This is a genomic window from Streptomyces sp. DH24 (genome assembly GCF_029813775.1).
In the GTDB taxonomy this organism is placed as follows: domain Bacteria; phylum Actinomycetota; class Actinomycetes; order Streptomycetales; family Streptomycetaceae; genus Streptomyces.
Window position 1 is genome coordinate 39,808 of the sequence record NZ_JARVKW010000032.1, and the last position, 25,608, is coordinate 65,415.

The 25,608-nt window shown below is 74.3% G+C and carries 24 protein-coding genes; 13 read left to right on the forward strand and 11 right to left on the reverse strand.

All coding sequences use genetic code 11. The annotated features are described in order from the left end of the window. Positions 1–256 precede the first annotated feature (256 nt). The 4 genes from QC282_RS23715 (at position 257) to fxsA (ending at position 4,626) form a co-directional block, all read left to right on the forward strand. Positions 257–697 (forward strand): Lrp/AsnC family transcriptional regulator, encoded by a 441-nt coding sequence (locus QC282_RS23715; protein ID WP_279551575.1) that lies wholly within the window; start codon positions 257–259, stop codon positions 695–697. 69 nt (positions 698–766) lie between these two features. Further along, positions 767–2,380, forward strand: coding sequence for an amidohydrolase (locus tag QC282_RS23720; RefSeq protein ID WP_279551576.1), 1,614 nt, complete (start codon positions 767–769; stop codon positions 2,378–2,380). A gap of 581 nt (positions 2,381–2,961) precedes the next feature. After that, the gene (locus QC282_RS23725) at positions 2,962–3,918 is read left to right on the forward strand and encodes a glycosyltransferase (protein ID WP_279551577.1); all 957 of its coding nucleotides are present in this window, start codon (positions 2,962–2,964) and stop codon (positions 3,916–3,918) included. A 132-nt stretch (positions 3,919–4,050) separates the two neighbouring features. Then, entirely contained in the window at positions 4,051–4,626 is a 576-nt protein-coding gene (gene fxsA / locus QC282_RS23730) for an FxsA family membrane protein (RefSeq protein WP_279551578.1), read from the forward strand. 163 nt (positions 4,627–4,789) lie between these two features. Here fxsA and QC282_RS23735 read toward each other — a convergent pair whose 3' ends face one another. From QC282_RS23735 to QC282_RS23750, 4 genes are all read right to left on the reverse strand, one after another. Then, on the reverse strand, positions 4,790–5,164 hold the full coding sequence (locus QC282_RS23735) for an RNA polymerase-binding protein RbpA (RefSeq protein ID WP_003977404.1): 375 nt from the start codon (positions 5,162–5,164) through the stop codon (positions 4,790–4,792). A gap of 267 nt (positions 5,165–5,431) precedes the next feature. Then, a complete protein-coding gene (locus QC282_RS23740; RefSeq protein WP_279551579.1) occupies positions 5,432–6,784 on the reverse strand; it encodes an MFS transporter in 1,353 nt (450 codons plus the stop codon). Between the two features lie 55 nt (positions 6,785–6,839). Beyond that, entirely contained in the window at positions 6,840–7,607 is a 768-nt protein-coding gene (locus QC282_RS23745; protein ID WP_279551580.1) for a glycerophosphodiester phosphodiesterase, read from the reverse strand. After that, entirely contained in the window at positions 7,604–8,257 is a 654-nt protein-coding gene (locus tag QC282_RS23750) for a hypothetical protein (protein WP_279551581.1), read from the reverse strand. Before QC282_RS23750 ends, QC282_RS23745 begins: the two co-directional genes overlap by 4 nt. Before the next feature lie 99 nt (positions 8,258–8,356). Between QC282_RS23750 and QC282_RS23755 the strand changes: the two genes are divergently transcribed. After that, complete coding sequence (locus tag QC282_RS23755; RefSeq protein ID WP_279551582.1) at positions 8,357–9,865, forward strand: PLP-dependent aminotransferase family protein; 1,509 nt, start codon at positions 8,357–8,359, stop codon at positions 9,863–9,865. 91 nt (positions 9,866–9,956) lie between these two features. On the opposite strand, the gene QC282_RS23760 is transcribed toward QC282_RS23755, so the two are convergent. Together QC282_RS23760 and QC282_RS23765 are read right to left on the reverse strand one after the other, a co-directional pair. After that, positions 9,957–11,612: a hypothetical protein gene (locus tag QC282_RS23760; protein WP_279551583.1), complete on the reverse strand. Its 1,656-nt coding sequence runs from the start codon at positions 11,610–11,612 to the stop codon at positions 9,957–9,959. A gap of 40 nt (positions 11,613–11,652) precedes the next feature. Then, positions 11,653–11,847, reverse strand: a complete 195-nt coding sequence (locus QC282_RS23765; protein WP_279551584.1) for a hypothetical protein — start codon at positions 11,845–11,847, stop codon at positions 11,653–11,655. 297 nt (positions 11,848–12,144) lie between these two features. Here QC282_RS23765 and QC282_RS23770 point away from each other — a divergent pair, with 297 nt between their 5' ends. From QC282_RS23770 to QC282_RS23790, 5 genes are all read left to right on the forward strand, one after another. Further along, complete coding sequence (locus tag QC282_RS23770) at positions 12,145–12,537, forward strand: ankyrin repeat domain-containing protein (protein ID WP_279551585.1); 393 nt, start codon at positions 12,145–12,147, stop codon at positions 12,535–12,537. A gap of 311 nt (positions 12,538–12,848) precedes the next feature. Next, positions 12,849–14,267, forward strand: a complete 1,419-nt coding sequence (locus QC282_RS23775; protein WP_279551586.1) for a HEAT repeat domain-containing protein — start codon at positions 12,849–12,851, stop codon at positions 14,265–14,267. A gap of 186 nt (positions 14,268–14,453) precedes the next feature. Continuing rightward, positions 14,454–15,584 (forward strand): glycosyltransferase family 1 protein, encoded by a 1,131-nt coding sequence (locus QC282_RS23780; RefSeq protein ID WP_279551587.1) that lies wholly within the window; start codon positions 14,454–14,456, stop codon positions 15,582–15,584. Continuing rightward, positions 15,581–16,750 carry a glycosyltransferase gene (locus tag QC282_RS23785; RefSeq protein ID WP_279551588.1) on the forward strand — a complete coding sequence of 390 codons (1,170 nt, stop codon included), beginning with the start codon at positions 15,581–15,583 and terminating at the stop codon, positions 16,748–16,750. Before QC282_RS23780 ends, QC282_RS23785 begins: the two co-directional genes overlap by 4 nt. Continuing rightward, the gene (locus QC282_RS23790; protein ID WP_279551589.1) at positions 16,747–17,595 is read left to right on the forward strand and encodes an SGNH/GDSL hydrolase family protein; all 849 of its coding nucleotides are present in this window, start codon (positions 16,747–16,749) and stop codon (positions 17,593–17,595) included. The genes QC282_RS23785 and QC282_RS23790 overlap by 4 nt, the downstream gene beginning before the upstream one ends. A gap of 58 nt (positions 17,596–17,653) precedes the next feature. Here the strand turns inward: QC282_RS23790 and QC282_RS23795 are convergent, their stop codons facing one another. Genes QC282_RS23795 through QC282_RS23815 form a run of 5 tightly spaced genes read right to left on the reverse strand, consistent with a single transcriptional unit; the run spans position 17,654 to position 22,149 of the window. After that, complete coding sequence (locus QC282_RS23795; protein ID WP_279551590.1) at positions 17,654–18,523, reverse strand: biotin-dependent carboxyltransferase family protein; 870 nt, start codon at positions 18,521–18,523, stop codon at positions 17,654–17,656. Beyond that, positions 18,520–19,236 carry an allophanate hydrolase subunit 1 gene (locus QC282_RS23800; RefSeq protein ID WP_279551591.1) on the reverse strand — a complete coding sequence of 239 codons (717 nt, stop codon included), beginning with the start codon at positions 19,234–19,236 and terminating at the stop codon, positions 18,520–18,522. The genes QC282_RS23795 and QC282_RS23800 overlap by 4 nt, the downstream gene beginning before the upstream one ends. Next, positions 19,233–19,991 (reverse strand): LamB/YcsF family protein, encoded by a 759-nt coding sequence (locus QC282_RS23805; RefSeq protein ID WP_279551592.1) that lies wholly within the window; start codon positions 19,989–19,991, stop codon positions 19,233–19,235. The genes QC282_RS23800 and QC282_RS23805 overlap by 4 nt, the downstream gene beginning before the upstream one ends. Positions 19,992–20,011: 20 nt before the next feature. Further along, entirely contained in the window at positions 20,012–20,833 is an 822-nt protein-coding gene (locus QC282_RS23810; RefSeq protein ID WP_279551593.1) for a putative hydro-lyase, read from the reverse strand. After that, on the reverse strand, positions 20,830–22,149 hold the full coding sequence (locus QC282_RS23815; protein WP_279551594.1) for an MFS transporter: 1,320 nt from the start codon (positions 22,147–22,149) through the stop codon (positions 20,830–20,832). The genes QC282_RS23810 and QC282_RS23815 overlap by 4 nt, the downstream gene beginning before the upstream one ends. Before the next feature lie 171 nt (positions 22,150–22,320). Between QC282_RS23815 and QC282_RS23820 the strand changes: the two genes are divergently transcribed. From QC282_RS23820 to QC282_RS23830, 3 genes are all read left to right on the forward strand, one after another. After that, positions 22,321–23,016, forward strand: a complete 696-nt coding sequence (locus QC282_RS23820) for a GntR family transcriptional regulator (RefSeq protein WP_279551595.1) — start codon at positions 22,321–22,323, stop codon at positions 23,014–23,016. Positions 23,017–23,130: 114 nt separating this feature from the next. Further along, positions 23,131–24,657 carry a hypothetical protein gene (locus QC282_RS23825; protein ID WP_279551596.1) on the forward strand — a complete coding sequence of 509 codons (1,527 nt, stop codon included), beginning with the start codon at positions 23,131–23,133 and terminating at the stop codon, positions 24,655–24,657. Positions 24,658–24,688: 31 nt separating this feature from the next. Then, positions 24,689–25,570, forward strand: coding sequence for a hypothetical protein (locus QC282_RS23830; protein WP_279551597.1), 882 nt, complete (start codon positions 24,689–24,691; stop codon positions 25,568–25,570). Positions 25,571–25,608 lie beyond the last annotated feature (38 nt).

Consider the following 25,608-nt stretch of genomic DNA (forward strand, 5'->3'; position numbering starts at 1 on the left):
GTGAAGGCACTGCGGCCTCGACCACAGCAAGCACTTCCCGTCCGCTCTCGCGGGTAATCACGAGAACATCACGGAGACGGTTCCTGGCCTGTGGCGTTCGTCACATGCCACTCGCAGGTGCCCGCCGGGACGCGATCTCCGCCCTCCGCCGGCACCGCGACCGACGCGCGGTCGGGCCGCCGCCGACATCACGAACCGGGTATGACCTGGCCGCTCAGGTGTCCCGGAGATCAAGCGCACTGTAGGTTCTTGCGCCATGGAGGAGCTGGACCGTCAGATCGTGCAGCTGCTCGTCACGGACGGGCGGATGAGCTACACAGACCTGGGCAAGGCCACGGGCCTGTCCACGTCGGCGGTGCACCAGCGGGTGCGCCGCCTGGAACAGCGCGGCGTCATCCGCGGCTACACCGCGGTCGTCGACCCCGAGGCCGTCGGGCTGCCCCTCACCGCCTTCATCTCGGTGAAACCGTTCGACCCCAGCGCCCCCGACGACATCGCCGAACGGCTCGCCGGAGTCCCGGAGATCGAGGCGTGCCACAGCGTCGCTGGCGAGGAGAACTACATCCTCAAGGTGCGCGTGGCCACGCCGCACGAGCTGGAGGAACTGCTGGCCCGGCTGCGGTCCCTGGCGGGGGTGTCGACCCGGACGACGGTCGTCCTGTCGACGGCGTACGAGGCCAGGCCCCCGCGCGTCTGACCGCCGGGCGCCCGGCGCGCGCCGGACCTGCGTTCCGGTGCGCGCGGGCCAGGCGCGACACTGTCCGTCATGAGTGAACGCACCGCCCCGCCGAAGACCGTCCTGCTCCGCCGCGGAGAGGTCCACAGCCCCGCCGACCCCTTCGCGACCGCGATGGTCGTGGAGCGCGGCCAGGTCGCCTGGGTCGGCTCCGAGGGCGCCGCCGACGCCTTCGCGGACGGCGTCGACGAGGTGATCGACCTCGACGGGGCGCTCGTCACGCCCGCGTTCACCGACGCCCACGTGCACACGACGTCCACCGGACTGGCCCTGACCGGCCTCGACCTGTCCGGCGCCGCGACGCGCGAGGAGGCCCTGGACCTCGTACGCGCCTTCGCCGCCGCCCGCCCCGCCGACCGGGTCCTCCTCGGGCACGGCTGGGACGCCTCGCGCTGGCCCGGCGGGCAGCCGCCGACACGGGCGGAACTCGACGCGGCCACCGGCGGCCGGCCCCTCTACCTGAGCCGCATCGACGTGCACTCCGCCGTCGTCACCACCGCCCTGCTCGACCTCGTCCCCGGCGGCGTGCCCCGCGAGGACGGCCCGCTCACCGCCGACGCGCACCACGCCGTCCGCGCCGCCGCCCTCGCCGCCATCACCCCCGCGCAGCGCGCCGAGGCCCAGCGCACGACCCTCGCGCACGCCGCCTCGCTGGGCATCGGCACCCTCCACGAGTGCGCGGGGCCGGAGATCTCCTCCGAGGACGACCTGGCGGGCCTGCTGCGGCTGGCCGCCGAGGAGCCGGGGCCGCGGGTCGTCGGCTACTGGGCCGAGCACGGCGAGGAGGGCATCGCCCGAGCCCGCGCGCTGGGCGCGGCCGGTGCCGCCGGCGACCTGTTCGTCGACGGCGCCCTCGGCTCGCACACCGCCTGCCTGCACCGCCCGTACGCCGACGCGGGCCACACCGGCACCGCCTACCTGGACGCCGCCGCCGTCGCCGCCCACGTGGTCGCCTGCACCGAGGCGGGCCTCCAAGCCGGGTTCCACGCGATCGGCGACGCCGCCGTCACCGCCGTCGTCGAGGGCGTGCGCGCCGCCGCCGACAAGGTGGGCCCAGCCCGCGTCCGCGCCGCCCGGCACCGCGTCGAACACGCCGAGATGCTCACCCCGGACACCGTCGCGGCCTTCGCCGAACTCGGCCTGACCGCCTCCGTGCAGCCCGCGTTCGACGCGCTGTGGGGCGGCGAGGACGGCATGTACGCCCAGCGGCTCGGCGCCGAGCGGGCCCGCACCCTGAACCCGTTCGCGGCCCTGCTGAAGGCAGGTGTCCCGCTCGCCTTCGGCTCCGACAGCCCGGTCACCCCGCTGGACCCGTGGGGCACGGTGCGCGCCGCTGCCTTCCACCGCACGCCCGAGCACCGGGTTTCCGTGCGCGCCGCGTTCACCGCGCATACGCGGGGCGGCTGGCGGGCGGTCGGACGGGACGACGCGGGTGTCCTGGTGCCGGGCGCGCCCGCGGACTACGCCGTGTGGCGCACCGGGGAACTGGTCGTGCAGGCCCCCGACGACCGCGTCGCGCGCTGGTCCACCGACCCGCGTTCGGGCACCCCCGGCCTGCCCGACCTCACGCCGGGCCGCGACCTCCCCGTCTGTCTGCGCACCGTGGTGGACGGGCGGACGGTCTACGTACGGCCGGGCGAGTGATCTACGGCGCCGCCCGGCCGCGGACGGCCGGCCGGGCGCCCGTCGCGCGACCTGCGCATCCTCGGGGCTGACCAGGCCTTCGGCCGGTGAACCGCAGGTCAAACGGCTGTTGACAGGCGGCGGCCGAGGGCCGGTAGGTTCTGGCGGGTCCACCACCGGACGCCCCACCGGGGAACCTCCGCGCACGCGTCGCGGCGCACCGCTGGGTCAGGGACGGTGTGCCGCCGCACCGGGGCACCGCCACTGGGAGCCAGGCTCAGCGCAGGCACGGCGACGAGGAACGTTCCGGCCGGTCGGGGAGGTGTGACCCGGGTGGGGCCCGGGCGCTCAGTAGACAACGGCTTTCGGACGATCCGCAGCCAGCGGGTCCCAGGTCGGCCCGAAGGGCGCCGGGCCCCCATCCGCCGCACGGCGGCCCTGCGAACCCTCCGGGCGGCCCGGGCGGGCCCTGATCCGTCGCCCGAACCCGGGCGCCTACCCGGCGCTTGCCGAATCCACACCCCCAGGCCTCCGTGCCGTCGCGTCGGCGCAGGCCGGGACCACTATGGTGGTCCCCTGCGTACGGACATGAAGGGGCAGCAGTGAACGACGGCGACGGGACTCTCGCGGCACGAGCCCAGGAGAGGCGGTTCGGCCCGCTCGGCACGGCCTTGGTGATCATCCCGACCTACAACGAGGCCGAGAACATCAAGGGCATCGTCGGCCGGGTGCGCAAGGCCGTCCCCGAGGCGCACGTCCTGGTGGCCGACGACAACAGCCCCGACGGCACGGGCAAGCTCGCCGACGAGCTGGCCGCCGTGGACGACCACGTCCAGGTGCTGCACCGCAAGGGCAAGGAGGGTCTCGGCGCCGCCTACCTGGCGGGCTTCCGCTGGGGCCTGGAGCACGGCTACGGCGTACTGGTCGAGATGGACGCCGACGGCTCCCACCAGCCCGAGGAACTGCCCCGGCTCCTCACCGCCCTGAAGGGCGCCGACCTGGTGCTCGGCTCCCGCTGGGTGCCCGGCGGACGGGTGGTGAACTGGCCCAGGTCCCGCGAGGTCATCTCCCGCGGCGGCAGCCTCTACTCGCGCCTCGCCCTCGATCTGCCGCTGCGCGACGTCACCGGCGGCTACCGCGCCTTCCGCCGCGAGACCCTGGAGGGCCTCGGCCTCGACGACGTCGCCTCGCAGGGCTACTGCTTCCAGGTCGACCTGGCGCGCCGCGCGGTCCGGGCCGGCTACCACGTGGTCGAGGTGCCCATCACCTTCGTGGAGCGCGAGCTCGGCGACTCCAAGATGAGCCGGGACATCCTCGTGGAGGCGCTGTGGCGGGTCACGGCGTGGGGCGTCGGGGAGCGCGTCGGCAAGGTCATGGGGCGGGGCGGGAAGCCCGTGGAGAAGCCCGCCGAGAGGCCCACGGAGAAGCCCACCGAGAGGCCCGCCGGGAAGCCTGCGGAGAAACCCGCGGGGACGGCGGCGGACGAGCCCGCCGAGGAGCCTGTCGAGGAGTCCGCCGAAAAGCCTGCCGAGAAGCCCGCCGAGCCGAAGCAGCCGTGAGCTGCCAGGAGCTGCCGTGAGCAGGGTGAGCGCAGCAGGCAGCGGTGAACGGCGGTGAGTGGCCGTGAACAGCCCTGACGGCGCGGGCGGCCCCTTATGCCGCGCTGAGCCGGGCCCAGGCACACTGGGAGCATGACGACTGGCGCTCAGACCCCCAGGTATCCGACCCGGCCCCGGCGTTCCCGGCTGCTTACGTTCCTGCCGCTGGGCGTGGCCGCGTGGCTCGTCCTGGAGATCTGGCTGCTGACGGTGATCGCCGGCGCGTCGAGCGGGCTGGTGGTCCTCCTGGTCCTGGTGGCGGGCTTCGTCCTCGGCTCGGCGGTGATCAAGCGGGCCGGCCGGCGGGCCTTCCGGAACCTCACCGAGACGCTGCAACAACAGCAGAACGGCGTGCCGCCGACACCCCGGCCGAACAGCGAGGGCAACGGCCTGACGATGCTGGGTGGCCTGCTCCTGGTCATCCCCGGCGTGATCTCCGACGCCGTGGGCCTGGTCATGCTGCTGCCTCCCGTCCAGAAGGCGGTGAGCCGGTACGCGGAGCGCACCTTCGAGCGCAAGCTCCGGGAGGCGTCGCACGGCAGCCTGGGGGACGCCTTCCAGCAGGCCCGTATGCACCACCCCGACGGCAAGGTCGTCCAGGGCGAGGTCGTCCGGGACGAGCCCGGCGGCACCCCGCGCGAGGACCCGCGCCCGCCGCTGACGCACTGACCGGCGGGGGAGCCCGACCGGCCGGCGCAGCGCTCTCGCGCCGGCACCGGTCGATGTCCGCGGAAAACAGGAAAACCGCGGGCGCCGTACGTCAGTCAGACGTACGGCGCCCGCGGTTCACTGCTGGTGTATGCGGAACAGTCGCGTAAGTCCCCGCGGGGACTTACGCGCTCTTGCGGCTGTCCCGCGGATGCACCGCGATGTTCATCGCGCCGGACCGCAGAACGGCCAGCCGCTCCTCAAGGACCTCTTCGAGTTCCTCGCGGGTGCGGCGCTCCATCAGCATGTCCCAATGCGTACGCGCGGGCTTGGCCTTCTTCTCTTCCGGACCGTCGCCGTCCACGAGGAGTGCCTGCGCTCCGCAGACCTTGCACTCCCACTCCGGCGGGATCTCCGCCTCGACCGAGAAGGGCATCTCGAAGCGGTGCCCCTTCTCGCATGCGTACTCCACGGCCTGGCGCGGGGCCAGGTCGATGCCGCGGTCCGTCTCGTAGCTGGTCACCACGAGGCGCGTGCCGCGAAGAGCTCGCTCACTCATGAATCGTGCCTCCCGGGCTTGTCGCCCACAGGACAGGTGTCGCTGTCGTCGTCATCCGGTCAACGTCCGGTCGGCGGTAAAGATTCCCGTTCCGAGTCCCGTTCCGGGTCATGCGTCGCCGTCGTAGCCGCCCCTTGTTGTACCCACCAGCGCCCGGTTTGTCACATCTGCTGGTAGATGTGACCCCGCGTTTCGGCACCTTTGACGCGCAGTAACGGTACGCCAGGCAGGCCAAACGCGTACACTACAGCCCTTTCGCTCCGAGTGCTAAATCCGCTCGGGAACGGGGTTGCCCGCGTCGCCGATCGCCCGCCGTACCGGTACCCGCGCGAGCAGCGCGAAACCGAGCACGAAGAAGACCACCAGCGAGATGATCGCGTCCCGGTAGCTGCCGGTCAGCTGGTAGGTGAGCCCGAACAGCAGCGGCCCAAGCCAGCTCATGCCGCGGTCGCTGATCTCGTAAGCCGAGAAGTACTCGGCCTCCTTGCCGGGCGGCACGAGGTGGGAGAACAGCGAGCGGGACAGCGCCTGGCTGCCCCCGAGCACGAGCCCGATGCCGGCGGCCAGCACGAAGAACCACACCGGTTCACCCGCCGGCAGGAAGTAGCCGGCCGCCAGCGTCACCGTCCACGCGACCAGCGAGCCGAGGATCGTGCGCTTCGCCCCGTGGATCCGCGCCAGTCGGCCGAGGGCCAGGGCGCCCGCCACCGCCAGCACCTGGACCAGCAGTACGGCCACGATCAGCGTGGACTGGCCGAGCCCGAGCTCCTTCGAGCCGTAGACCGAGGCCTGCGAGATCACCGTCTGGATGCCGTCGTTGTAGACGAGGTACGCCAGCAGGAACGACAGCGTCAGCGGGTGCCGGCGCATGTCCCGGAGCGTGGCGGCGAGCTGCTTGAAGCCGGGCAGGCCCGGGGCCGTCTCCCGCGCGGGGGTCCGCCGGTCGCGCAGCCGGCGCAGGGGAATGAGGGTGAAGGCGCCCCACCACAGCCCGGCCGACGCCAGGCAGATCCGGACCGCCTCGCCCTCCGAGAGCCCGAAGCCGGCGTGGGAGGTGTAGAGGACCAGATTGGCGACGAGGACCAGGGCGCCCGCCGCGTACCCGAAGGCCCAGCCGCGGGAGGAGACCGCGTCGCGCTCCTCGGGGCCCGCGATCTGCGGCAGGTAGGAGTTGTAGAGCATCATCGCCACGGACTGCGCGGCGTTCGCGACGATCAGCAGGGCGCCGCCCAGCAGGTAGCGCTCGCCGTCGAGGAAGAACATGCCCGCCGTCGCCGCCGCCCCCACGTAGGCGGCGGCGCCCAGCAGGGGCTTCTTGCGGCCGGTGCGGTCGGCGGCGGCGCCCACCAGCGGCATCGCCAGCACGGCGAGGATCACCGACAGGGACACCGAGTACGCGAAGAAGGAACCGGCGCGCACCGGGATGCCCAGCGGATGCACGAACCCGTCCGCGTCCGCCGCCGACTCGGCGACCGACGTCAGGTAGGGCCCCAGGAACACGGTGAGCACGCTCGTCGAATAGACGGAGCAGGCCCAGTCGTAGAAGTACCAGCCGCGCTGCTCGCGCCGCCGCGCGGAAGCCTCGTCGGCCTCCCCCGCCCGCACGGTGTCGGTGCCCACCCGTGCCCTCGCTTCCCCGTGAAGGTGCCGCGCGAGGCAGCGGGCGGCGCGGGGTTCAGACCCAGACGCCGCGGTCCTCCATGACCTTGCGCAACGTGTCGATGTGATCGGTCATGATGCCATCCACTCCCAGGTCCAGGAGCCGGTGGATGCGATCCGGGTCGTTGACCGTCCACACGTGTACGTGCAGTCCGCGCGCGTGTGCGGTGCGTATGAAGCGGTGGTCCACCACCTGGATGCCCGACTGCGACTCGGGCACCTGCGCGGCGACGGCCGAACGGCGCAGCGCGGCGGGCACGCCCCAGGACCGCAGCCGCAGGTTCAGCACCCCGCGGGTGCCGTACGAGGTGGCCAGGCGCGGCCCCGCCAGCCGCTGGGCGCGCACCACGCGGGCCTCGGAGAACGAGCCGAGGCAGATCCGGTCCCAGGAGTCGGTGCGCTCGACGAGGTCCAGGAAGGGGAGCAGTGCCGGTTCCGCCTTGACGTCGACGTTCCAGCGGACCTCGGGGAACAGGTCGAGCAGGTCCTCGAACAGCGGCACCGGCTCCTCGCCGGCCACGCGGGCCTGCCGCACCTCGGCCCACGGCAGGTCGGCGATGCGGCCCGCGCCGTCCGTCACCCGGTCCAGCGTCGCGTCGTGGAAGGCGACGATCCGGCCGTCCCGGGTGACGTGCACGTCGGTCTCGATGTACCGGTAGCCCGTCTCGACCGCCTTCCGGAACTGCCGGACGGTGTTCTCCAGGCCGTCCGCGGCACCGCCCCGGTGGGCGAAGGCGATGGGGCCCGGATGGTCGAGGTAGGGGTGGCGTATCCGCGAGGTCACGAACGCAGTATCGCGCGCCGGGGTTGCCCGGTGGCAACGACCGTGCTGCCGTCGGATGCCGACGGGACGGCGAACACGCGCAGGAAGAACTGGGCGAGCGGGCCGATGGACACCGCGTACAGCAGGGTGCCGGCGCCGACGGTGCCGCCCAGGGCGAAGCCGGTGACGACGACCGCCACTTCGACGGCGGTGCGCATCAGGCGGATCGAGCGGCCGGTGCGCCGGTGCAGCCCGGTCATCAGCCCGTCCCGCGGGCCGGGGCCGAACCGCGCGGCGATGTACAGGCCGGTCGCGACGCCGTTGAGGACGATGCCCGCGAGCAGCAGCGGCACCCGGACGGCCAGGCCGTGCGCGGCGGGCAGCAGGGCGAGCGTGCCGTCCATGGCGATGCCCACGACGAACACGTTGGAGACGGTGCCGAGGCCCGGGCGCTGGCGCAGCGGGATCCACAGCAGCAGCACCGCGGCCCCCACGACGATCGAGACGACGCCGATGGTGAGCCCGGTGAGTTCGGCGAGTCCCTGGTGGAGCACGTTCCAGGGCTCAAGGCCCAGGCCCGCCTCGACGAGCAGCGCGGAACTGGCCCCGTACAGGGCCAGTCCGGCGTACAGCTGTGTCAACCGCCGTCCCAGACGGCTGTTCGTGGACAAAGGGTCCCCCCAGTGGTCGCAGTGGCCTGATGCATGACACCCTGTGGCTTGAGAATGCGGGCCAGCCATGGCCAATTCGGGGAAGGTGGACTGATTTCCATGCCGCAGTGGACTTCGGCGGTGGGGGCTGCGCAGCTGGCACGGCTGCTCACCTCCCAGCAGGACCGTCCGGCCGGACCGGGCACCCGCCGCCCGCCCGCCTACCGGGCGCTCGCCGACGGCATCCGGCTGCTGGTGCTCGAAGGGCGCGTGCCGGTCGCCGCCCGGCTGCCCGCCGAGCGGGAGCTGGCCGTCGCCCTGTCCGTCAGCCGCACCACCGTCGCCGCCGCCTACGAGGCGCTGCGCGCCGAGGGCTTCCTGGAGTCCCGGCGCGGCGCGGGCAGCTGGACCGCCGTCCCGGCGGGCAACCCGCTCCCGGCCCGGGGCCTCGAACCGCTGCCCCCGGAGGCGCTCGGCTCCGTGATCGACCTGGGCTGTGCCTCGCTGCCCGCGCCCGAGCCGTGGCTCACCCGTGCCGTGCAGGGCGCGCTGGAGGAGCTTCCGCCGTACGCGCACACGCACGGCGACTATCCCGCCGGGCTGCCCGCGCTGCGCGCGATGATCGCCGAGCGCTACACCGTGCGCGGCATCCCCACCATGCCCGAGCAGATCATGGTGACGACCGGCGCGATGGGCGCCATCGACGCCATCTGCCATCTCTTCGCGCCCCGCGGCGAACGCGTCGCCGTCGAGTCGCCGTCCTACGCCAACATCCTCCAGCTCATGCGGGAGGCGGGCGCCCGGCTCGTGCCCGTCGCGATGGCCGAAGGGCTGAGCGGCTGGGACGTGGACCGCTGGCGGCAGGTGCTGCGGGAGGCCGCGCCCCGGCTGGCGTACGTGGTCGCCGACTTCCACAACCCGACGGGCGCCCTCGCCGACGAGGAACAGCGGCGCCGGCTCGTGGAGGCCGCCCGCTCGGCGGGCACCGTGATCGTCGCCGACGAGACGATGAGCGAGCTGTGGCTGGACGAGGACCTGGACGGCGCCGCCATGCCGCGCCCGGTGTGCGGGTTCGACCCCGCCGGGTCCACCGTGATCACCGTCGGCTCGGCGAGCAAGGCGTTCTGGGCGGGCATGCGCATCGGCTGGGTGCGGGCCGCCCCCGACGTGATCCGCAGCCTGGTCGCCGCGCGGGCCTACGCCGACCTGGGCACCCCCGTGCTGGAGCAGCTGGCCGTGAACTGGTTGTTCAGCACCGGCGGCTGGGAGCAGGCGGTGGAGGTGCGGCGCCGCCAGGCCCGGGAGAACCGGGACGCGCTCGTCGCCGCCGTCCGGCGGGAACTGCCCGACTGGGAGTTCGAGGTGCCCCGGGGCGGTCTCACGCTGTGGGTCCGCGCGGGCGGCCTGTCGGGCTCGCGCCTCGCCGAGGCGGGCGAACGGGTCGGCGTACGCGTGCCCTCGGGCCCCCGCTTCGGGGTCGACGGTGCCTTCGAGGGGTATGTGCGGCTGCCGTTCACCGTCGGGGGAGCGGTGGCGGAGGAGGCGGCGGCACGGCTGGCGGCGGCTGCCCGCCTGGTCGAGAGCGGCGGCACGGCGGGCGCCGAGCCGCCCCGCACCTTCGTGGCGTAGCGGGTTCGCCGCCCGGAACCGATGAGCCCCGCCGCACGGTGGGTCCGTGCGGCGGGGCTCGGGGACGGACAGGGGCGACGCGTTCGCCGGGTCACGACGTCTCGGCCGCCACCGCCTTGGGAGTCGCCGCCTCCGGCACGAGCTCCGGTTCCGGGGCCGGGTCCGGTGCCGCCGCTTCTCGCAGCGGGTCCGGAGCCACCTCCCCGGCGGGCTCCTGGGGCGGCGCCGCGTCCGCCGGCGTCGAACGCGGCGGGAGCAGGTCCAGGACGGCCTGGCGGTGCGCGTCGCTGATCGCGTCGTCGTACGGGTCCGGTGTCGCCGGGACCTGCAGGCGGTGCACCGGGCCGCTGCCCAGCCGGGCGTAACCCCGGCCGGGCGGCAGCTGCGCGACCGGAGTGGTGCGCGGCGCGGCGCCCAGGACGGCCGGCAGCTGGTCGGGGGCGGCCGGGCCGAGGACGACACGCGCGCGTGTGTGCTGGAGTACGGCCTCGCTCAGCGTCTCCGTGCCGTCCAGCTGGTCGGCGACGACCACGGTCACGTTGGCGGCGCGGCCGTGCCGCAGGGGGACCTGGAGCAGCGCCTGCGGGTCCCGGCCGCCGTCCGCCGCGGCGAGGTGCGTGAACGCGCTCGGCCGGTCCAGCAGGACCCACAGGGGGCGCTTGGTGTCCTCCGGCGGCGGGTCACCGGCCTGACGCGCGTGGTTGGCGGCGATCAGCCGGCGCTCGGTCTCCTGCGCGGCCCACTCCAGGCTCGCCAGCGCCCCGCCGAGATCGAGCTCCACGGCCAGGACACCGTCCCGGCCGGTCAGGCAGGCGTACTCGCCGGTGCCGCCGCCGTCCACGATCAGGACGTCGCCGTGCTGCAGCGCCTGCAGGGCGATCGAGCGCAGCAGCGTGGAGGTGCCGCTGCCCGGCTGGCCGAGGACCAGCAGATGGGGCTCGGTGGAGCGGATGCCGGTACGCCAGACGACGGGCGGCACGTCGCGTTGCTCGTCCCCGTGGGTGAGGGGGAGCGTGCGCTGCACCTGCGTGGGGTCGGTGAACCCGAGGACCGTCTCGCCGGGAGCCGTGACGAAGCGCTGGGCGGCGATGTCGGTGGGCAGCGGGGCGAGGACGGTGACGGTGAGCCGGTTGCCCTCCTCGTCCCACGCGAAGTGGTATTCGCGTCCGCGTCCCGCCTTCGCGGCGAGCAGGTGCTCGATCCGGGCGCGCGCCTCGGCCTCGCCGTCGGTGAAGTACGCCGGGTAGCGGATCACCAGCTGCGAGACCCGGCCCGTGCCGTCGAACTCGTAGGCCGGGAACGCCTTGTCCCACTCGCCGCCGTGCGCGTACAGCGGCGCGGGGTCCTCCGCGGCCGAGAAGTACGGGACGAGGGCCTCGTAGAGCGATCGCAGCCGCTCGGACTGGGACTCGTCGGGGCCGTCGGACGACGACGGCGTGCGGTCCCGGCCCTGCCAGGCCGCCGCTCCCATGAGGGTGATGACGGCGAGGAGCGGGCCGTAGGGCACCAGTGCCACGACCAGGACCACGGACGCCACCAGGAACAGCAGCGCGCCTCGCTTGTCCTTGGGGGTGTCGCACCATTTGCGCCGGCCGGCCGAGGCCAGCCGGCGCAGCCCGCGCGTGATCGTGATCAGCGGGTGGAGGACGTCGGTGGCGCCGTCGGCCGCCGTCCGGGCCAGCTCCCGGCTGCGGGCGAGTTGCGCTCCGCCGTTGCTCAGAATGCGGGGGAGGGGGCGCCGGGCCACTGCTGCCTCCAGATAGTGCGTGCGTGTGGGCGGGCGGGCGTCAGAACTTGATACCGCCGAGGAGGCTCGCGAGGCTCTCGCCGCCCGCCTTGATACTCGGGGCGATGGCCGTGCTGGCCAGGTAGAACCCGAACAGCGTGGCCACGATGGCGTGCGAGGCCTTCAGGCCGTCCTTGCGGAAGAAGAGGAAGACGATGATGCCGAGCAGGACCACGCCTGAGATGGAGAGGATCATGTGAGTTCTCCTGGTTCGCGGGGACAGTCACCATGAGTACTTCCAGGCTCACAGCATGTATCCATACGATAAAAGGTGCAACTGAGTGAAATTCGGTCGATTCCCCTCGTTCGGCGGAGCCGTCCCGGGCCTGTCGGAGCGCGTCGCCGCCTCCGGCCGGTTCCGCGGTGATCTTTGCCTCGGGCACGTCCCGTCATGTGCCCCACGAGCCAGTACCCTGGCGATTCACCCGTACGGCGCGCCGCTCGCCGCCGTGCGCGCAGTCCCCGAAGTTCGCAGTGAGAGGCGGTTCCGCCGATGAGTGATGCCCCCGACCCCGAGGTCGTGGAACTCGCGACCAAGATCTTCGACCTGGCCCGGCAGGGGCGGACGGAGGCACTCGTCGAGTACGTCGACGCCGGCGTACCGGCCAACCTCACCAACGACCGCGGCGACTCCCTCGTCATGCTCGCCGCCTACCACGGCCACGCCGACGCCGTCCGCGCGCTGCTCGCCCGCGGCGCCGACGCCGACCGGATCAACGACCGGGGCCAGACCCCGATCGCGGGAGCCGTGTTCAAGGGTGAGACGGAAGTGATCCGTGCGCTTCTGGAGGGCGGCGCGGACCCGCACGCGGGCACTCCCTCGGCCGTCGACACGGCCCGCATGTTCGGCCGGACGGAACTGCTCCAGTTGTTCGGCGAGCAGTGAGCCGACGCTGACCCGTACGTCCTGACCAGGAAAAACACCGAAAACGGGGGAGGCGGTACAGGGCCGCCGAAATATCGGTCGCGGCAGGTCTTACCACCGGGTCATCATGACGTCGTGGTTCACGGACGCGATGGCTGGGCAGGTGTTGCCGCACCGCGCGGGCCGTGCCGCGGCCCGCAAGGGCCACCGACGAGAGGCAGAGGAAGATGGTCTACAGCAAGCAGGAAACGGCGGGCGCCCCGACGTGTTGTCTCGCGGCCAGGTAAGGCACGTCCCCGGTTGCGTCGACGCTTGATGTGAGGCTGTTTCCCATGTTCGATCCGGTCATAGCGCCCAGCGGTACGCTGCTCGGCCTGCTCCAGAGGGGCCGCGGCGACGGCACACTGCACGCGCTCACCGCCCCCCGTGACGAGGCTCTCGCCGCACTGAACCACTGCGTGCTGCGCGACCCCCGCCACGACTGGCAGGTGGAGAACCGCTCCCTCTACTACGCGCGCCTCTACCTCGACCTGAACGGCGAACTCGACGCCGTCGAGGCCCACCTCTTCGACGCCGAGGACATCCTCGACACCGAGGAGTCACGCACCGGCCTCGCCCTCGCCGTCCTCGGCCACCTCGCCTCCTACGGCAGGCGGGACGCCCTCGAACTGCTGCGCAGGTACGCCGCCCACGGCACCAACTGGGCCTGGGCCCTCGACGAACTGGCCCTGAGGGACGACGACGCCGGGCTGCGCGCCCTCGCGGCACCCGTGCTCGCCCGCTTCCCCGCCGATCCCGAGGGCGAGGCCGAACTGGCCGCCGCCGTCCGCGACGCCTTCGAGCCCCGGCCCTGGCGGCTGTGGGCCGACGACCCCCGCGAATCCGTCGCCACGCGCGTGCGTGCCGCTCAGGAGACCGGCTGCTTCGACCGCTGGCAACGGCAGATGCGGCCCACCGGACCCCGGCCGGGGTGGAGCGTGCAGGCCGTCTTCGACTGGGCCCAGCAGGGCCTCGAACGCGGTGCCGCGCTGCACGTCCCGGCCGCCCGATGTCTCGCCGCGGTCGCCGGCCCCGAGGACCGGCCCGAGATCCTCACGGCCGCCGCGTCCGGCAGCGACGGCGCCCGCTGCACCGCCCTGCGCTACCTCGCCGACGGCAACGACCCCCGCGCCCTCGACCTGATCGAGAACGCCGTGGCCACCGGCACGAGCGCCGTCGCGGACGCCGCCGTCGACGCCTTCGAACGAATGCGCAGCATCGCCGCCGTCGACCGCGCCCGCCGGTGGGTGCACCGGCCCGACCCGCTGGGCGCCGCCGCCGGACGCGTCCTCGCCTGCCGCGGCGGCGCCCAGGACCGTGAACTGGTCCTCGCCGCGCTGCGCGAGGCGGTACGCGGCGAAGGCCCCGACGCGCCCACCCTGTGGACCCTCGTCGACGGCACCGGACGGCTCGGCATCGCCTGCGCCGCACCCGTCCTGCGCCACATCTACCGCGAGACCGCCTCCTCCCATCTGCGCGGCCGGGCCGCCCGGGCCCTCGCCGCCACCGACCCCTCCTTCGCCACCGGCTTCGCCGTCGAATGCCTCTGGGACTGCGAGGAGACCACCCGCGAGCTGGCCGCCCGGCACGCCGAGACCGGAGACGCCCGCGTCGTCGAGCGCCTGCGCAGGCTCGCCACCGACCCGGCCGAGGAGGCCGAGGTCCAGACGGCCGTACGCAGCCGCATCGGACCCGACGCACCCGCCCTGTGAGACCCCGCCCCGCAGGTGAGCACGGCGGATTCCGGCCCGCCGGGTGAACGACGGATGACCCGCGGGTCAGGAGCGCATGGCCGCCGCCTGACCTGCGCGGGCGCACGATCCAACGCTCACGGGACGTTCCTCGGCCGGAAAGATCCACGTTGACGCGGCCACGTCCGGCACGGCGACAACACCGTTATGCGTGTCGTCATCGTGACCGAATCCTTTCCCCCCGACGTGAACGGCGTGGCCCACTGCGCGCTCCAGACCGCCCGGCACCTCGTCGATCGCGGTCACACCCCCGTCGTCGTCGCCCCCGCCCCGGCGCCCGGCAGCAGGCCCGACGCCCTCGCGCCCTGCCCCGTCGCCCACGTCCCCTCCCTGCCGCTCCCCGGCTACCCCCAGGTCCGCGTCGCGCTGCCCAGCCGGCGCCTCGCCGGGGCCCTCGTCGAGCACCGTGCCGACGTCGTCCACCTGGCCAGCCCCTTCGTCCTCGGCGTGCGCGGCATGGCCGCCGCCGCCCGGCTCGGCATCCCCGCCGTCGCCGTCTACCAGACCGACCTCGCCGGATACGCACGCACCTACATGGGCGCCGGCGAAGCCGCCGCCTGGCGCCGGATCCGCTCCGTCCACGCCGCCGCCGACCTCACCCTCGCCCCGTCCAGCGCCGCGCTGAACGACCTGGAGACGCACGGCGTGCCCCGGGTCAAGCTGTGGCCCCGCGGCGTCGACACCGTCCGCTTCCGGCCCGGCCACCGCGACGAGGCGCTGCGCCGCGAACTCGCCCCGAACGGCGAGGTCGTCGTCGGCTACGTCGGCCGCCTCGCCCCCGAGAAGCAGGTCGAACTGCTCGCCGGCGCCTGCGCACTGCCCGGCGTCCGGGTCGTCGTCGTGGGCGACGGACCGAGCCGACCCGGCCTGGAACAGGCCCTGCCCGGCGCGGTCTTCCTCGGCCGCCGCACCGGCCACGACCTCGCCCGCGTCTTCGCCTCCCTGGACGTCTTCGCGCACACCGGCCCCTTCGAGACCTTCTGCCAGACCGTGCAGGAGGCCATGGCCAGCGGCGTCCCCGTCGTCGCGCCCGCCGCCGGCGGCCCGCTGGACCTGGTCGCCCACGGCCGCACCGGACTGCTGGTCCCGCCGCGCGACGCGAACGCCGTACGCGACGCGGTGGCGTCCCTCGCCGCCGACCCCGGGCGGCGGGCCGCCTACGGCGCCGCCGGACGCGCCATGGTCGAGGGCCGCACCTGGGCCGCCGTCGGCGACCAGCTCATCGGCCACTACGCGGACGTGCTCGCCGCCCGGCAGACGACGGCGGTGGCCGCGTGACCGGCTCCCTGCGCATCGTCCGGCTCGCCAACTTCGTCGCGCCCGCGTCCGGCGGACTGCGCACCGCGCTGCGCGAACTCGGCAAGGGCTTCGCGGCCGCCGGACACGAACCCGTCCTCGTCGTGCCCGGCGAGCGGTACGACGACCGCGACACCGAACAGGGCCGCGTCATCACGCTGCCCGGACCGCGACTGCCCGGCACCGGCGGCTACCGCGTCCTGGTCGACAAACGGCGCGTCGCCCGGCTGCTCGAACAGCTCGCGCCCGACCGGCTCGAGGTGTCCGACCGCACCACGCTCCGCTGGACCGGTACCTGGGCGCGGCGCGCGCGGGTGCCCGCCGCGATGGTGTCCCACGAGACCGCCGACGGAGTGCTGCGCACCTGGGGCCTGCCCGAACCGGCCGCCCGGCGGGCCGCCGACAGCCTCAACACCCGTACCGCGCACACCTACGCGCGCGTGGTGTGCACGACCGAGTTCGCCGAGCGGGAGTTCCTCCGGATCGGCGCGCGCAACGTCGTACGGGCCCCGCTCGGCGTCGACCTGGAGGCGCGGCACCCCGCCCTGCGCGACCCCGCGCTGCGGGACCGGCACGCGCGCGAGGACGAGACGCTGCTGGTGATGTGCTCCCGGCTGTCCGTCGAGAAGCGGCCCGGCACCGCGCTCGACGCCCTGGAGTCGCTGCGGCGGCGCGGCCGGCGCGCCGTGCTGGTGGTGGCCGGCGAGGGGCCGCTGCGCTCCCGGCTGGAGCAGCGGGCCCGGGAGCGCCGGCTGCCGGTCACCTTCCTCGGGCACGTCTCCGACCCCGGTCTGCTCGGCGCGCTCCAGGCGTCCGCCGACGTGTGCCTGGCGCCCGGCCCCGCCGAGACGTTCGGGCTCGCCGCGCTGGAGGCGATGGCCTGCGGCACGCCCGTCGTGGCCAGCGCCTCGTCCGCGCTGCCCGAGGTCATCGGGGCGGCCGGGGCCGTCGCGGCGGACCACGGGGACGCCTTCGCGGACGCGGTGGACATGCTGCTCGAACGCCTGGAGGCCGACCGGCGCGAGGCGGCACGCGCGCGTGCGGAGTGCTTCGGCTGGGGCACGGCCGTCGCGGCGTTCCTCGCCGCGCACGACGCGCCGGTGCCGGGCACCGCCCGTCCGCCGGTGGTGCCGGAGGGCGTCGCATGAGACCCACGCGGTTCGTGGCCCTCGGCGACTCACTGACCGCGGGCGTGGGCGACCCCTGCGGCGACGGGTGGCGCGGCTGGGCCGCGCTGCTCGCCCCCGGGCTCGACCGGGGCCCCGGCGACTTCACCAACCTCGCCCAGAGCGGCGCCCAGACGCGGGACGTGCTGGAACGGCAACTGCCCGACGCGCTCGCCCTGCGGCCCCATCTCGCCTCCGTCGTCGTCGGCGTCAACGACACGCTGCGCCGCACCTTCGACATCCACGCCGTGACCACCCGGCTCGACGAGGTGTACGCGGCCCTCACCCGGCAGGGCACGGTGCTCCTCACGGCGTGCCTGCCCGATCCCGGCGCGATGCTCGGGCTGCCCGGCTCGCTGGCCCGCCCGCTCGCCCGGCGGCAACGCGCGGTCAACACCGTCGTGCACGCGCTGTCCGACCGGTACGGCGCGGTGCACCTGCACGCGGCCGAGGGCGACTGGATCACGGACCGCGCGATGTGGAGCGCGGACCGGCTGCACCCCGGCGAGCGGGGGCACCGGCAACTCGCCCTGCGGTTCCACGCGTTGCTCGCCGAGCGCGGCCTCGCCACCGGTCGCGCGCCCTCGCCGGAGCCCACGGCGCCCGCGCCCAGCACCTCGCAGAGCCTGTGGTGGCTGGCCACCGCGGGCACCGGCTGGGTCGCCCGGCGCTGCACCGACCTGCTGCCGCAACTGCTGCGGCTGGCCGCCGACGAGATCCGGCACCGCGCGCGGGGCACGAGCGCGCGGCTCGACCTGCGGACGGCGGCGGCGGTCTCGGCGGCGCTGGCGGCACTCTCCGTGCCGGAACAGGCGGACGCGGCCTAGGAGGCCGGGAGCGCCTGGGCGGGGCGTCGTAAAGGCCGGGCGTCGTGAAGGCCGGGCGTCAGCGGCGGCGTACCGCGACGAACCGCACCGGTGTGCCCGGGACCGCCTGGGCGGCGGCCGGGAGGTCGGCGGCGCGGACGACCGCGATCACCGGGTAGCCGCCGGTGGTGGGGTGGTCGGCGAGGAACACCACCGGCCTGCCGTCGGGCGGCACCTGGACGGCGCCGAGGACCATGCCCTCGCTGGGGAGTTCACCCGCGCGGGCCCGCTCCAGGGCGGGTCCCTCCGTGCGCAGGCCGATGCGGTTGCTCGCCGCCGACACCCGGTACGCGCGCGAGGTGAACGTCTCCAGCGCCTGCGGCGTGAACCAGTCGTGGCGCGGTCCCGGTGTCACCCGCAGCACCAGTTCGGCGGGCGGCGCGGGCTGCGGCGCGACGTCCACGCACGCGTGGCGGCCCGCCGGGGTGCCCAGCGGCAGCACCGCGCCGTCCGTCAGCGGTGCCGGGCCGAGGCCGGACAGCAGGTCGGTGGAGCGGCTGCCGAGCACCGGCTCGACGGCGACGCCACCGGACACGGCCAGATAGGCGCGTACGCCCGCGGTGGCCGCTCCCACCTCCAAAAGCGCCCCGGCCGGGACGTGCACGGGCGCGCCCCAGGCGACCGGGCGGCCGTCCACGGCGACCCGGCAGGGGGCGCCGCCGACGGCGGCCGTCAGCGCCGAACGGGGCCGTACCGCGCAGCCGTTGAGGGTGGTCTCCAGCACGGCCGCGTCCGGCGCGTTGCCGACCAGCCGGTTGACGAGCGCCGCGGCGGGCCGGTCCAGCGCCCCCGACCGCGGCACCCCGAGGTGGGCGTGCCCGGGCCTCCCGAGGTCCTGAACGGTCGTCAGCGCCCCGGCCCGTACGACGGACAGCGCGCGGTCGGTCATGCCGCCCCCGACCGGCCGGCCGGAGCCACGCCCCCGGACGCGTCCGCCGCGCCGTCCACGGCGTCACCGGGCCCGCACCCCGGACGGTCCGGCGTGTTCCCGGCGCTCACCGGAACGAAGCGCACGCGCGTGCCCGGTGACAGCAGCGCGGCCGGCACGCGTGCGTGGTCCCACAGCACGGCGTCCGTCGTACCGATCAACTGCCAGCCGCCAGGCGACGAGCGCGGGTACACGCCCGTGTACGGCCCGGCCAGCGCCACCGAACCGGCCGGGACGGCCGTGCGGGGCGTGGCCCGGCGCGGCACGTCGTAGCGCGCCGGCAGTCCCGTGAGGTAGCCGAAGCCGGGCGCGAAACCGCAGAAGGCCACGCGGAACTCGGTGCCCGCGTGGACGCGCGCCACCTCCTCCTCCGGCACGCCCCACAGCGCGGCGACGTCGGCCAGGTCGGGGCCGTCGTAGCGGACCGGGAGTTCGATCACCTCACGCGCGCGTGGCGGAGCGGGCGGCACCTCGGCGGCGGTGAGCTCGGACGCCAGCCGGGCCGGGTCGGCGACGCCGTCGAGGAGGACCGTACGGGCCGCGGGGACGATCTCGCGGGCCGCCAGCGAGCCCTCCGCGCGGCGGCGCAGCAGCTCCGCGTGGAGCGCCTCGGCCTCCTCGCCCGAGGCGACCTCGACCAGCAGGGCGGTGTCGCCGACCGGCAGCACCCTCATACGAAGGCCTCCACCCGGACCCCCGAGGCCGCCAGCCGGTCCCGGACCCGCCGCGCCAGGTCCACCGCGCCCGGAGTGTCCCCGTGCAGGCACAGGGAACGCGCGCGTACCTCGATCGGCGTCCCGGAGTGCGCGGTGACCACCCCGGACCGGGCGAGGCTCACCGAGCGCTCCACAACGGTCTCCGGGTCGGTGACCACGGCGCCGTCCCGGCCGCGCGGCACGAGCGTGCCCTCCTCGGTGTACGCGCGGTCGGCGAACGCCTCCGGGACGACCGGCAGCCCGGCCTTGCCGGCCAGCTCCAGCAGGCGGGAACCGGGCAGCCCGAGGACGGGCAGCGCGCCGCCGGCGAGGAGCACGCCGTCCACGACCGCGCCGGCCTGCTCCTCGTCGTGCACGACCCGGTTGTAGAGCGCGCCGTGCGGCTTGACGTAGGCCACGCGCGCGCCCGCGGCGCGGGCGAACACCTCCAGGGCGCCGATCTGGTAGGCGACTTCGGCGGTCAGTTCGCCGGCCGGCACGTCCATCGCGCGCCGGCCGAATCCGGCCAGGTCCCGGTAGGAGACCTGGGCGCCGATCCGCACCCCCCGCTCGGCCGCCTGTTCGCACACCCGGCGCATGGTGGCCGCGTCCCCGGCGTGGAAGCCGCAGGCCACGTTGGCGCTGGTGACGACGGACAGCAGCTGTTCGTCGTCGGTCAGGCGCCAGCGGCCGAAGCCCTCGCCGAGGTCGGCGTTGAGATCGATCGAGGTCATGGTTTCGTGGAGTCTCCTTCTCAGGCCACGCGGTACTGCTCGTCGCGGGTGTCGCCGACGAACATCTGTCCCGGCGCGTGGGTGATGGCGAACGGCGGGCGCGAGGCCGTCACGGCGGCCTGCGGGGTGACTCCGCAGGCCCAGAACACCGGGATGTCGTCCGGTTCCAGGTCCACCGGGTCGCCGTAGTCGGGGCGGCCCAGGTCGGCGATCCCGAGCCCCGCGGGGTCACCGCAGTGCACCGGGCTGCCGTGCACCGCCGGGAGCAGACTGCTCTCGCGGATCGCGGCGGACAGGTGCTCCGGCGGCACCGGGCGCATCGACACCACCAGCGGCCCGTGCAGCCGGCCCGCCGTCCGGCACTGCCAACTCGTCCTGTACATCGGCACGTTGCGCCCCTGGTCGATGTGGCGCAGCGGTACGCCCGCCTCGGCCAGTGCCCATTCGAAGGTGAAGCTGCACCCGATCAGGAACGACACCAAATCCTCGCGCCAGTACGCGCGTACGTCCCGTGGCTCGTCCACCAGCTCGCCGTCCCGCCACACCCGGTAGCGCGGCAGGTCGGTGCGCAGGTCGGCGCCGTCCGCGAGCGCCGTCCGGTACGACCCGGCGTCCGTGACGTCGAGCACCGGGCACGGCTTGGGGTTGCGCGTGCAGAACAGCAGTACGTCGTAGGCCCAGTCGGCGGGCACCGAGATCAGGTTGGCCTGGGTGTGGCCCGCCGCGACGCCGGCCGTGGGACCCGACAGGCCCGCGCGGAACCGGGCGCGTGCCGCTTTCGGGCTCCACGCGTGCGCGTGCTCGTCGACGAGGGCCAGGGGGCGGTCTTCCGTGCGGTTCACGCCAGCTCCTTCCCGCGCGTCTCCGGCAGACCCAGCAGCGCCAGCGCCGCGAGCCCGTAGCCGATCGCGCCGAAGACCAGCGCCCCGCCCACGCCCCAGCTGTCGGCCAGGAAACCGACCGTCGTCGGGAAGACGGCGCCGACCGCGCGGCCGGTGTTGTACGTGAAGCCCTGGCCCGTGCCGCGCACCGCCGTCGGGTACAACTCGCTCAGATAGGAACCGAATCCGCTGAAGATCGCCGACATGCAGAACCCGAGCGGGAAGCCGAGCACCAGCAGCAGGGTGTCCGCGCCGGCCGGGATGTTCGCGTACGCCAGGATGCAGATCGCCGACAGCAGGGCGAACAGCCAGATGTTGCGGCGCCTGCCGAGCCGGTCCGTGAGGTAACCGCCGGTCAGATAGCCGACGAAGGCGCCCGAGATCAGGAACGTGAGATAGCCGCCGGTGCCGACGACCGACAGCCCGCGCTCGGTCTTCAGGTAGGTGGGCACCCAGGTCGCCAGGGTGTAGTAGCCGCCCTGCACGCCGGTGGACAGCAGGACCGCGAACACGGTCGTGCGCAACAGCCCGGGCGACGCGGCCGTGCCCGGCCGGAAGATCGCCGCGAACGAGCCCTTCCCGGTGCTCCGTTCGCGCGCCAGGGCCGCCTGCGGGGCGTCGTGGACGCTGCGCCGCACCCAGACCACCAGCAGCGCGGGCATCGCGCCGGTCCAGAACATGATGCGCCAGGCCAGGTCCTCGTCGACCAGCGAGAAGACCAGCGTGTACACGATCGCGGCCAGCGCCCAGCCGACGGCCCAGGAGCTCTGGATCGCGCCGAGCGTGCGCCCGCGGTGCTTGGCGCTCGCGTACTCGGCGACCAGGATCGCGCCGACCGCCCACTCGCCGCCGAAGCCGAGGCCCTGCAGGGCGCGGAACACCAGCAGCGTCTCGTAGTTGGGCGCGAAACCGCATGCCACGGTGAACACGGCGTACGTGATCACGGTGATCAGCAGTGCCTTCACCCGGCCGATCCGGTCCGCCAGCACGCCCGCGAGGGCGCCGCCCACCGCGGAGACCACCAGGGTGACGGTGGTGAACAGGCCGGTCTGGCCGCTGTCCAGGCCGAAGTAGGCGGCCAGGGCGACCATGCTCAGCGGCAGCGTGAAGTAGTCGTAGGAGTCCAGGGCGTAGCCGCCGAACGCGCCCGCGAAGGCGCGCCGGCCGCGCGGGCCCAGGGCGCGCAGCCAGCCCAGGGCGCCGTCGTCGCAGGGGCGCTCGCCCGGGCCGGGTGGGCCGGCGGTCGTCAGGGCCCGCGGTGGAGGGGTCGTGCTCATGTGCACCTCGCAGTGGGAGGACGGAGGGTGCTGGGAACTGAGCCGTGCCGTGCGGAAGCGGTCGGCGCCGCGGTGAGGGAGCGGCGCCGTGCGTAGCAAGGTAGAGGATCGTTGAACGATCCTTCAATACCCCTGTTGTTTCGTCCTCGTGTCTGCGGTTGAATTCCGGGCATGGCAGAGCAGCTGAGCGGACTGGCCGACGACCGCGCCCTCCTGGGCCGCACCAGCACCGCCGAGCGGGTCTCGGACATCCTCAGGACCCGTATCGCCGAAGGGTTCTTCCCGCCCGGCACCCGGCTCTCGGAGGACAGCATCGGCGGCGCGCTCGGCGTCTCCCGCAACACGCTGCGCGAGGCGTTCCGACTGCTCACCCACGAACGCCTGCTCGTCCACGAGCTCAACCGGGGCGTGTTCGTCCGGGTCCTGACCGTCGAGGACGTCGAGGACATCTACCGCACCCGCGCCCTCGTCGAATGCGCCGTCGTCCGCGGCCTCGGGGAGCCGCCGTACGGCCTGGACGGGCTCACCGAGGCCGTCGAGGGCGGGCGGCGCGCGGCGCGCGAAGGTGACTGGAAAGGAGTGGGTACGGCCAATATCCACTTCCACCGGGAACTGGTCGCCCTGGCCGGCAGCGAACGCACCGACGAACTGATGCGCAGCGTCTTCGCCGAACTCCGCCTCGCCTTCCACGTGGTGGACGACCCGCGCGCCCTGCACGAGCCGTACATGGCCCGCAACGCCGAACTCCTCGACACCCTCCGGGCCGGCGACCGGGACAAGGCCGAACAACTGCTAGCGGGCTACCTCGGCGACTCCCTCGAACGGGTCGTGGACGTCTACCGGCGGCGGGTCGGCGAGGACGACTGACCGCCCGTCCGGCCCTGCTCGGGGACCCGCGCGGTGCCGGTGCGACAACCGTGACGCCGGGGCGCATCTGCGTCGTTTGGGTCGTTGTCAGACCGAGGACCTAGTCTGTGCACCGTGACTTCGCCTGCATCGACGGACAGCGTTCCGCCCCAGCTCAGCGCGGGGCCGCGGCCCGCGCCGGGCCCGGCCGCCGACGAAGGACTGGCGCGGCGCCTGCGCGCGCTCGCCTGCACCGCCCCGCTGCACGACCTGGACACCCGCAAGGCCAACCTCGCGGGCGAGTACTCGGTGTACGGCATGGCGGAGGTCGCCCTCGCCGCCATCGACCTCGTCACACTCAACATGGACTTCGACACGGGCGCCGACCACGACCAGATAGTGGCCCGCCTCGTCCCGCGCGTCGCCGCCCAGGCCCCCCGGCGCCCCGCAGCCGAGCACGAGCGCGTGGCCCGCTGGGTCCTGGAGAACCTGATCAACGTCGGCAGCGTCGACCGCGGCTTCCGCGCCGTGTACGGCACGTTCGGACCGGACGGCACGTACATGCGGCGCGACTACGACTTCAAGCTGATCGAGGAGGTCCCCGGCCCCGGCGGCGCCGTCTACCTCCGCACCACGGACGAAGCGGTCAACGTCCTCGTCGGCGCCCTCGACACCGATGTCACCAGCGCGCAGATCGCCGCCGAGGTCAAGCTGGAGGTGCTGATCAGCCGCGGCCGGCTCGCCGACGCCCAGCTCGCCGCCGAGCAGGCCCGCTACCGCACCGTGCAGTACTCCGAGACCCTCCGCAGGGCCCTCGACGCCACCCGGCGCAACGTCCGCGCGGTCGACTGGCTCAACGCCGTCCCCGACATGATCGCCGAGGCCCTCGACCACGTCGCCGACCGCTACCGCCACGAGAACGCGATCCTCACCAACATCCGCAAGGCACGCGACGAGTCCGAGGACCCCGAGCACAAGCGCCGCGCCGCCGAGCTGGTCGACATCGTCAAGGACTGCATCCGCCGCCACACCCAGCTCCAGTCCCGGCTGCTGGAGGCGGGCCCCCTGTTCCGTGCCGAACAGGACCGGCAGGCCTTCGCCACGCCCACGGGCATCGCCGGGATAGACCTGTACGGGCAGCTCGTCGCGCCCGTCCTGCCGCTCCCACTGGAGCAGGCCATCCGCGTCACCGACGCCTTCTTCGCCCGCGGGACCGGACTGCGCACCCCGGTGTCCGTCCGGGTCGGCGACCTCGTCGACCTCCTGCTCACCCCGCCCGTGGAGCGCGAGCACCTCGGCGCCGAGATGCCCGAACCCGACCTGATCGCCACACCGGACGACAGCCGGTTCAGCGAGGAGCAGATGGCCGCCGCCATGGAACTGCTCGACCTGCCGCACGACGCGCCGCGCAGGCTGTCCGGCCTGCTCGCCGAGGCCCGCCGGCAGGACCCCGAACTGCCGTACCTGGTCGCCCTGCTGGCGGTCCACGCGGCCAGCCCGCCGGTCGGCACGGCCTACCGCCAGGGCGAGCAGAAACTGCTCTTCGCCGTGGACGACGGCACCGAGCTCGACGACCCCGAGTTCGGCGGCGCCGACCTCGTCGTCGGCACCGCGCTGCTGGACGCGGCGGGGATGGCGGCGGACAGGACGGAAGCAGCATGAGTGAGCACCAGCGCAGCACGGAGCCCCGACCGTGACCGAGCACGTCGAGTGGAGCGAGGCGGAGCCCGCGGCCCCGTCGGCGAGCGCCGCCGTCACCCCCGCCGACGCCGCCGACGCGGCGCGGCTCGTCGCCTTCGGCCTGCAGCCCAAACTGCAGCCGGCCCGCGACCAGGAGTACGCGGACCTGCTGCGCCGCTACCGGGAGGACCCGCCGTTCGCGCGGCTCGCCGACGCCGTCGCCACCGGGCTCGGACTCGTCGTCCTGGAGGTGTCCCCGCGCGCGGGCATGGCCGTGACGGCCGCCGAGGACTCGGTGTTCGCCGTCCGCATGGGCGAGTACGCCCGCCGCACGTCCGCCGACTCCGGCGACCGCTTCCTGCACGGCCTCGCCCATCTCGCCGTCGCTGCCATGGCGTTCCCGCGCCCCGAGGACCTCGCCGACGACGGCTACATCGGGCGCGTCACGGTCAACGGCGTCGACGCGTTCGTCCGCCAGGCCTGCCGGCGTCTGGAGGAGCGCGCCGAGGAACAGGGCGAGAACACCGACCCGGCCACCGACGCCCCCGGCCTGGAGACCGCCTGGCGGATCTGGGCCAGACGCAGCGCGACCGGCGCCACCAAGGACGCCCGCAGACTCGCCGGCTCCACGACCGGCATCGTCGGCAAGGCCGTCGCCTTCCTCACCGACTCCGGCTTCCTCCAGCGCACCGGCGACGACAACGGCGGCACGTACCGCACCACGGCCCGCTACCAGCTCCAGGTGCGCGACATGGCCGGCAGCGCCGCCATGGCCGAGCTGCTGGAGCTCGGCGTCGTCCCGGTGACCGACGGCACCCCGACACTGCTGCCCCCGGAGGATGCCGACGACCTGGAGCTGGTGGCCGACGCGGGACTGCCGTTCCACTCCTCCTGACCTCCCTCCCGACCCCCCACTGAAGAAGACTTACGAGA